Genomic DNA, 8,174 nt, shown 5'->3' with positions numbered 1-8,174 from the left:
TGTCTACTCGCAAGTCCTTCGGCGGAACCCGGGCGAAGACGAGTTTCACCAAGCTGTTCGCGAAGTGCTCGATAGTCTCGGACGGGTTGTTGCCAAACACCCCCACTATGGCAGCGCAGGGTTGATCGAACGGTTGTGTGAGCCCGAACGACAGATCATCTTCCGCGTGTCTTGGACGGACGATCAGGGCTACGTGCAGATCAACCGGGGTTTCCGCGTGCAGTTCAACTCTGCATTGGGACCCTACAAGGGTGGGCTGAGGTTCCATCCAAGCGTCAATCTGGGCATCGTGAAGTTTCTCGGCTTTGAGCAGGTCTTCAAGAATGCCCTGACTGGCATGCCGATTGGCGGCGGCAAAGGTGGGTCTGACTTCGACCCCAAGGGCAAGTCCGACGCAGAAATCATGCGGTTTTGCCAGGCGTTCATGACTGAGCTCTCTCGTCATGTTGGGGAATATACCGACGTTCCGGCTGGTGACATCGGTGTGGGGCAGCGGGAAATCGGTTTTATGTTTGGTCAATACAAGCGCATGACCAATCGCTATGAATCAGGTGTTTTGACCGGTAAGGGGCTGAACTGGGGCGGCTCGCGGGTTCGTAAGGAAGCCACCGGTTACGGCGCCGTCTATTTTCTCGCCGAGATGCTGCGCATGCGCAAAACCGATCTTTCCGGGCAAAGGGCCGTTGTTTCGGGTTCGGGCAATGTTGCCATTTATACGATGGAAAAGCTCATCGAACTGGGCGCCACGGTGGTGGCGTGTTCGGATTCCAGCGGGTATGTCGTCGATGAGAGCGGAATCGATTTCGCGCTCTTAAAAGAGATAAAGGAAAGGCGGCGCGGGCGTATCGAGAAATACGCCGAGCTCAAGGGCAACGGGGCTCATTACAGCGCCTCGGGATCGATATGGGACGTGGCTTGCGATCTCGCCATTCCTGCCGCAACCCAGAACGAGCTGACGGGTAAGGACGCACGCTCGCTTGTTGAAAACGGTGTCATCGCCGTTGTTGAAGGTGCAAATATGCCCTGTACACCTGACGCTGTGCGCATGTTTGAAGAGGCCGGAATTCTGTTTGGTCCCGGTAAGGCATCCAATGCAGGCGGGGTTGCCACCAGTGCGCTGGAAATGCAGCAAAATGCTTCGCGCGATTCCTGGACGTTTGAACAGACCGAAGAGCGGCTGGCCGAAATCATGAAGGATATCCACGACCACTGCGCGCAAACCGCCGATGAGTATGGTCTGCCAGGCAATTATGTGGCGGGCGCCAATATCGGGGGATTTGTTCGCGTTGCCGATGCCATGTCTGCGCTGGGCATAATTTAATCTCTCGTGTCGGTGGAGGACGCGTTTCGAGACTGTGACGCTGAGCGCTTCCGGCGCGCACCGCACGAAAGGAACTTAGTCATGGCTGTGATTGCTCAACTAGGGGCATTGCTTTTCGGTGCGACACTCTTGCTCATGGGCAATGGTCTCCAGACAACGGTGCTGCCCCTTCGTGGTGGCTTGGAAGGGTTTTCGGCCCTTTCGCCCGGAATAATGGGGTCGAGCTACTTTATTGGTTTTGTTGCTGGTTGCCTTTCCATTGCAGGGCTTGTGGGCAAGGTTGGGCACATACGTGTATTCACAGCAATGGCCGCCATCGCCTCCGTCATTCCTCTACTTCACATGCTGACATTACAAGAATGGGCATGGTGGCTACTCCGCATCGGCACCGGGTACTGTATGGCTTCGCTCCTTCTCGTCATCGAAAGCTGGCTGAATGAGCGTACTGACAATTCTGCGCGCGGCACTGTTTTTTCGGTGTACGCCTCGCTTTCATTTCTAGCGATCATACTTGGCCAGATCGTTCTCGCTACCCAGGATGCGGTCGGCTTTGCGCCTTTCGTTGTCGCGTCCATCCTCCTTTCGCTGGCTGCTGTGCCAGTCGCGCTTAACAACGCCGTGGTGCCCGCGCCGATTGCCAAAGTTCGTTTGGAGCCGCTTCATCTCATGCGTCTGTCGCCATCCGGAACCCGGGGGATGTTTCGCCGCTGGCATCGTAAACGGTGCATTCTGGTCGCTAGCGCCGGTGGCCGCTGACAGTGCGGGGTTGGATACAAGAGGCATCGCGACCTTTGTTGCCGTTACCGTCCTTGGAGGCGCAATCTACCAATGGCTTTTGGACGACTATCCGTTCATATTGATAGACGAATGGTCATCATCATAGCCGCAAGCTTTTCAGCGGTCATGGCTCTGGCCCTGTTTCTGGTCGGTAGATATTGGGGTCAGGCTGTCCTTCCGCTTGCCTTCGTTTCTGGCATCTTCACGTTCCCAATTTACGCTCTCTGCGTGGCACACGTGAATGATCTGATCACCGTCGAGAGTTTTGTGGAAGTGTCTGGCAGTCTATTTTGCTGAACGGTGCCGGAGCTGTTCTGGGACCTTGGGTTGGCGCGTTGGCTATGAGTTTGGGTGGACCAGGGGCGCTATTCGCAGCCATGGGCTTTGTCTAATTTCTTTGGCCATTTTCGTTTTCGTACGCACTCGCCGAGTCGCGCGTCCAGTCGAGATGCACGGCAGCGATTACATAGCGGCAGTCGACACAGGCGTCACCGCTCCAGTAACTTACGATCCGCGTAACACGCCGTCACAAAAAATTGCCAGTGAACCAGAGCTCACCGAAAGCTCGAGATAACACTACAACATGGGGTCAGCCTGAGGTTCATTTGGGCCGATCGGTATCACGCGAATACGCATTTTCATTGCGGCCAGGACGTGTGACTTTAGGCGGGTCGCTTGCGGGGAAACTCTGATCCAACTGGCGGTCCAGTTCCTCGTCGAGCTCCCTTTTTTCGCGCTGCTCGGTGGTTTCGTTAGGTCTGGGCACGGCTTGCCTCCTTGAGACAGTCTAGGTTCGACCAAGAGTTGGCCGAGCATTATATGGTGTCCACATCTGAATTCCATAAGAGCTTAGGTCGGCCTCGGGCGTGCCGGGTGATATCCATCCAAGCTGTTTAAGGGCGTGAGCATCGTAGTCGATCTCACCCGACTGATGACGACGAGGGGTCAGACCGACATGGGCGCCCACTTCCCTGGAATGAAAAAAGCGCTGCGGCTGGTCGACTGTCGCGCGGTAGGTCAACGCAACAACAGCACCGACACCCGGTGCCGTCATCAATCGCCGGCAGACGGGATCATGCCGCACGACGTTGAGCACATCTTGTGCAGCCTGGAAAACTCCTGACGCATGACGCGGCGGATGGTGAGCATTGGTTCGACGATGGCGGCAAGGGTGGGTAAACCTTCAGCGAGCTCCCGAATGCGCCTCTCAAAACCAGCTTGCCCGACGGCGCCCACCTTCAGGCCGAAGTTGCGCAAGGTGCCGCGCAGATCTGCATCCACGTCGAGCATCTTGCGCTGTATCAGCTTGCGCGCGGTCAACAGCATGCGCTTCTACTGGCTTGCCAGTGTCTTCACATGCACCGGCCTGAAAAGGCCGACGCGCATCATCTGAGCAATGCCGCACGCAACGTGCCGGTCGGACTTGTTGATCTGCTGCGCCTTCAGCAGCGACGTCATGTGACGGGTTTCGACGCAGATCACGGGCAGACCGGCTTCCGCCATGCCATTGACCAGCCACTGCGACAGTGGCCCAGCCTCGATCCCGACACGGCCATAGTCCACGCCGATCAATGTCAACAGTGTGACGATGTCATCCGGCCCGGACGGCACCTTCTGCTCGTGTATTATTTTGCCGGTCTCATCGACGACGCACACCGCCGTCTCCTGCACCGATACGTCTAAACCAACAAAATGTGACATCGCCGTCGCTCCTCGAGCACGCGACAGTATGCCCGTCTGGTCGATGAGTGGGTCACAGCCATTGGCCTTCGATCATCAGACTACGCAACGCATTCCCTCGGAAGACGAAAGCGGCCATGATCTACAAGGTCCCCGGTAACCTGCGTGCCATCCCGATCCTGCTTGGACACACCAAAATCGAGAACACTTCGATATCTCGGTGTAGACATTGAAGATGCTCTGCTTCTGGCTGAACGGACCGAAATCTGAACAGGAAGCGGTCATTCGCTCACCACGGATGACCGCTTCTTGCCGCTAGCTCTTCACCCACAGAAGCCGGGTCGGGGGTTGTTTGCGGACCGGCAGCTTTCGAGCCGACATTGAGCGAAGCCGACTTTCACCTGTGTTGTCTTGTAGTGCGGCGAAAGGCATTCTTAGGAAAGGAGGAGGCTTTATGCCTCCCCCGATTTAATTATTGAACCTTTGCGGTCCGCCGCAACGAGTATCCGATACCGCTTGCGAGGATCACGAAGGTGATGCCCAGCGACCATTCGGCTGGGAATTTCTCCCATCCCAACAGGTCAGCGACAAATATCTTGGAACCGATGAAGACCAGCAGCACGGCCAGGGCCTGTTTGAGATAGGCAAAACGGTGCAGGATCGCGGCCAGCGCAAAATAGAGCGCCCGCAAGCCCAGGATGGCAAAGATATTGGACGTGTAGACGATGTAAGGGTCCGTGGTGATGGCAAAGATCGCCGGCACCGAGTCCACAGCGAAGATGACGTCTGCGATCTCGATCATGACGAGCGCCAGGAACAGCGGAGTCATGTAGCGTACCAAACGCCCTGTTTGGGGATCGGCTTGCCGCACGAAAAACTTGTCGCCGTGCAATTGTTCAGTAACGCGGAAGCGCCGCTTCATGAAGACGAGCACCGGGTTCTTACTCAGATCGGTCTCGCCGTGCCCGGGCATGATCATCCGGATGCCCGTGAAGATCAGGAAGGCCGCAAATACGTAAAGCAGCCAGCCAAATTCGGACACAAGGGTAGCACCGAAGCCGATCATGATCGCTCGCAGGATAATGACGCCCAGGACGCCCCAGAACAGCACGCGGTGTTGCAGGTGCCGCGGAATGGCGAGGTAGCCGAAGATCATGGCAATGACGAAGACATTGTCCATGGCGAGGCTTTTTTCGACGACGAAACCGGTCAGGTATTCGAGGCTCGACTGGGCACCCAACTGCCACCAGACAAAGCCGCTAAAAGCCAGCCCGAGTGCAATGTAGAAGCCTGAGAGCATCAGACTCTCGCGCACCTCGATTTCGTGGCCATCGCGGTGCAGCACCCCGAGATCAAACGCGAGAAGCAGGCCCACCACGCCCAAGAAGCCGAGCCACATCCAGAGCGGCTGGCCGAGGAAAATGCTGGTCAGAATGTCCATTTATCTGGCTCCGCTGGACGTTGTGCAGGTTGGGCGCTCACAGTGTGATCTCCCCGATCCCGAGTGCGCGCTCGACGCGGTACAAGGCGCCGAGTTCCACCGGGTGAACTAGACCATCCGCTGTGATCACCTGGTGGCAGGCATCGCGAATGGATTGCCGGTCGCACGCGCCGAGCGCAGAGATGCTGAGGGTTGTCAGGGCCTGTTTTTCGGCAAGGTCGGGTGCGTAGCCATAGGCGCGTGCATGGTGAGCCAGTTCCTCGGCCAGGTCGGCTACGGAGAAGCCAGCCATGGCGGGGCTGGCGAGAAAGGCTTCAACCAGTTTGCGCCTTTCAGCCAAGGCCAGCTGTCCATCGACATGGGCGATCACAGCGACGGCGGCGACGAGCGCCTGGAAGAAATCCTCGGCGCCAGCCCGGCTGGTTGCGCCACGCAGGTCGCGGTCATCAGCTTTCTGGTGCGCCCGCAGGCGAGCGCCGCGCAAAAACAGGTCGTCTTGGGTCGATTTGTATTTGGTCATCAATAACTCCTCTCAAGGTGCCGCTCGGCGGGCTGAGGGAGTGCGTTGGGGAACCATGACAGCATTCGGGCACCAACGCAGATGCCCACAGGCCCTGCCAAGGTGATCCGACATCGCATCGCGGCGAGTGCCGCCGACGCCAGAGGGGCCCGGTCACGACAGGCAAGATTGGCGTGTGGCAAAGCAGTTACAAGGGGGCGTCTAGAATTTTTCTAGAGCGACCACTGCGCGGCAATGGCGATCAGTTCTTCAGCGACCGGGGTTTGGAACTGCCGGTTGAAGGTCAGCGCGTAAAACGCCTCTTCGATCCCCGGCAGGCGCACCACTTCACGTAAAGTGCCTGCCTCCAGTTCGTCGCGCACCACGATTGCGGGGAGCGGGGCCAGGCCTATTCCCTCGCGCGCCATCAACCGGAGCATGGCCATGTCGTCGACTTCCGCAACCACGGAAGGAATAATGCCGAGGCGTGCGCAGAGTGCGTCGAACTCGACCCGAATGGTGCTAACGCCAGTTGGCAGGATGACGCCATGCGCTCTCAGGGCGTCCTGGGGGGTCCCGGCATAGGACTGCAAGGCTGCCGCGCCGAACAGGGCGATAGGCTGACGGGCCAGCCGGTGGGCCACCAAGTCATCGGCATGGCCAGCAGCGGGCGCCGCATTGCACAACACGACATCAAGCTCGAGGCGTCGCAGCTGGCCGGTCAACTCGACAAGGCTGCCCGAGGTCAGCACGACTTCAAGGTTGGCCCTCCCGAGGCAGGGTCTTAAAAAGTCGATCTGGAAATTGCGCGACAGCGTGGCCAGTGCGCCAACCCGCAGGACCTGCCGACGCCCAGAGCCGACGCGCAGTGTGGTGAGCAGATCCTGACCCATGTCGAAGATGGCATCGGCATGGTCGAGCGCCACTTTGCCGGCCTCGGTCAGCACTAGCCGTCGGCCAACACGTTCGAACAACGGGTGGCCCAGCCGCTCCTCGAGGATCCGGATCTGGGTAGAAAGTGCTGACTGCGAGACTGCCAAGACACGCGCGGCGCGGGTGAGATTGCCGTCCCGGGCGACCTGCCTGAAATACCACAAATGCCGAAAGTTGAGCGCCTTCATCATTCTTACATATAGAACGTATTGATCTGATCAATGAATTTTTCTGAACCATCGGTTTGCGCTAGGTCCGTCCTGCCCGTCTTCCGAACTGATGATCTAATGGACATCCTGCTCTCACCCGCAATCCTGTCTTTCGTGCTTGGTATGCTGGCGGCCGCGGTGCGCAGCAATCTCGAGATTCCCGAAGTCCTCAGCAAGGGGATGGCCATCTATCTGATGACGGCGATTGGACTGAAGGGCGGAGTGGAGGTTTCGACATCGGGCGTCACGACAGAACTGGTGGTGGCAGGCCTGACCGGCATTTGCCTCAGCTTCCTCCTCCCCATCCCAGCCTTCTGGGCAATGCGTCGCCTGGCAAAGCTGGACACTGTCAACGCCGGCGCCATTGCGGCGCATTACGGGTCAGTGTCGGTCGTGACCTTCGTCACCGGTGCGGCCATTCTCGAGGCCAGCGGCATGCCCGTCGCAGGCTACATGGTGGCGGTGCTTGCCATGATGGAGGCGCCGGCCATTATCACCGGCATCTGGCTTGCCAGGCGAAGCGACGGTTCCGGCGCGCAGTCCCTGGGCCACCAAGTTTCGCACGCTGTGCGAGATGGCGCAGTCGTGCTTCTGCTGGGAAGCTTTGCTGTTGGACTGATCGTGGGCACGAGCGGGTTCGAGCCGATCCAGCCCGTCTTCAAACACGCCTTTGCCGGGGTTCTTTGCCTATTCCTGCTGGATATGGGCCTAGTTGCGGCGCGCCATCTCATGGGGACCCGCAGCGTGACGCCCACCATCGCGGCGATGGCCGTGGTCCTTGCTGTCATCAACGGCACAGTGGGCGTAGTTGCCGGGTCCGTTATCGGGCTGGACGCCGGGTCCGCCGCAGCGCTGGGGATCCTCGCCGGCAGCGCCAGCTATATTGCGGCGCCCGCTGCCATTCGACTGGCGTTGCCCGAAGCCGACATCGGCCTGCCGCTGGCCATGGCGCTGGCCATAACCTTCCCGTTCAACGTGCTCGTGGGCATTCCGATCTTTACAACCCTAGCCCGACTTCTAACTTAAGCTCCACACAATAAGAGGCTTCCCCATAGTCTCTTTTGAACGGCAGCTTTCCGGTTTTAGCTCCTTAACCTCGACCGTCCTCTGTGGATGGCCCCCGCATTGCAAGAGGTAATTTGACGTTTTGGCGCGTTGGTCGGGTGCAGTCTTCTGTCCGGTGTCAATCGGCACTGAAGTTTACCCCCTTATCGGCATCCAATATTGGCTCTGGCGCGCACTTGGTGCACTGCGCTCACGGAGCGCCTATTAGCCTGGCTTCCAACAAGTCGATCTTTCCGCGACCGTACATCT

At 58.6% G+C, this 8,174-nt stretch carries 8 protein-coding genes and 2 pseudogenes; 5 read left to right on the top strand and 5 right to left on the bottom strand.

Annotated elements, in window-relative coordinates:
• The 3 genes from gdhA to BLR31_RS21155 all read left to right on the top strand — a co-directional run.
• Nucleotides 1–1,321: NADP-specific glutamate dehydrogenase (gdhA, locus tag BLR31_RS21165; protein ID WP_090600509.1), on the top strand; the 1,321-nt coding region annotated here is incomplete at its 5' end.
• Nucleotides 1,322–1,402: 81 nt separating this feature from the next.
• Nucleotides 1,403–2,077 carry an MFS transporter gene (locus BLR31_RS21160; protein WP_143009497.1) on the top strand — a complete coding sequence of 225 codons (675 nt, stop codon included), beginning with the start codon at nucleotides 1,403–1,405 and terminating at the stop codon, nucleotides 2,075–2,077.
• Nucleotides 2,078–2,188: 111 nt separating this feature from the next.
• On the top strand, nucleotides 2,189–2,395 hold the full coding sequence (locus tag BLR31_RS21155) for a hypothetical protein (protein ID WP_090600506.1): 207 nt from the start codon (nucleotides 2,189–2,191) through the stop codon (nucleotides 2,393–2,395).
• A 304-nt stretch (nucleotides 2,396–2,699) separates the two neighbouring features.
• Here BLR31_RS21155 and BLR31_RS21895 read toward each other — a convergent pair whose 3' ends face one another.
• Nucleotides 2,700–2,864, bottom strand: a complete 165-nt coding sequence (locus BLR31_RS21895) for a hypothetical protein (RefSeq protein WP_176762803.1) — start codon at nucleotides 2,862–2,864, stop codon at nucleotides 2,700–2,702.
• A gap of 153 nt (nucleotides 2,865–3,017) precedes the next feature.
• Nucleotides 3,018–3,799: pseudogene (locus tag BLR31_RS22160) on the bottom strand (IS110 family RNA-guided transposase); the annotation flags it as partial.
• 15 nt (nucleotides 3,800–3,814) lie between these two features.
• Here BLR31_RS22160 and BLR31_RS22155 point away from each other — a divergent pair.
• Nucleotides 3,815–4,048, top strand: a pseudogene (locus tag BLR31_RS22155) (site-specific integrase); the annotation flags it as partial.
• 202 nt (nucleotides 4,049–4,250) lie between these two features.
• On the opposite strand, the gene BLR31_RS21145 reads toward BLR31_RS22155, so the two are convergent.
• The 3 genes from BLR31_RS21145 to BLR31_RS21135 form a co-directional block, all read right to left on the bottom strand.
• Nucleotides 4,251–5,219, bottom strand: a complete 969-nt coding sequence (locus BLR31_RS21145; protein ID WP_090600504.1) for a TerC family protein — start codon at nucleotides 5,217–5,219, stop codon at nucleotides 4,251–4,253.
• A 37-nt stretch (nucleotides 5,220–5,256) separates the two neighbouring features.
• Entirely contained in the window at nucleotides 5,257–5,739 is a 483-nt protein-coding gene (locus tag BLR31_RS21140) for a TerB family tellurite resistance protein (RefSeq protein ID WP_090600497.1), read from the bottom strand.
• Nucleotides 5,740–5,951: 212 nt separating this feature from the next.
• Complete coding sequence (locus tag BLR31_RS21135) at nucleotides 5,952–6,839, bottom strand: LysR family transcriptional regulator (RefSeq protein ID WP_090600511.1); 888 nt, start codon at nucleotides 6,837–6,839, stop codon at nucleotides 5,952–5,954.
• 99 nt (nucleotides 6,840–6,938) lie between these two features.
• On the opposite strand from BLR31_RS21135, the gene BLR31_RS21130 reads away from it, so the two are divergent.
• On the top strand, nucleotides 6,939–7,886 hold the full coding sequence (locus tag BLR31_RS21130; RefSeq protein ID WP_090600496.1) for a sodium-dependent bicarbonate transport family permease: 948 nt from the start codon (nucleotides 6,939–6,941) through the stop codon (nucleotides 7,884–7,886).
• The last annotated feature ends 288 nt before the right edge of the window (nucleotides 7,887–8,174 follow it).

The organism is Pelagibacterium luteolum (genome assembly GCF_900100665.1).
Taxonomy (GTDB): Bacteria; Pseudomonadota; Alphaproteobacteria; order Rhizobiales; family Devosiaceae; genus Pelagibacterium; species Pelagibacterium luteolum.
This window is presented reverse-complemented; position numbering and strand designations above follow the sequence as displayed.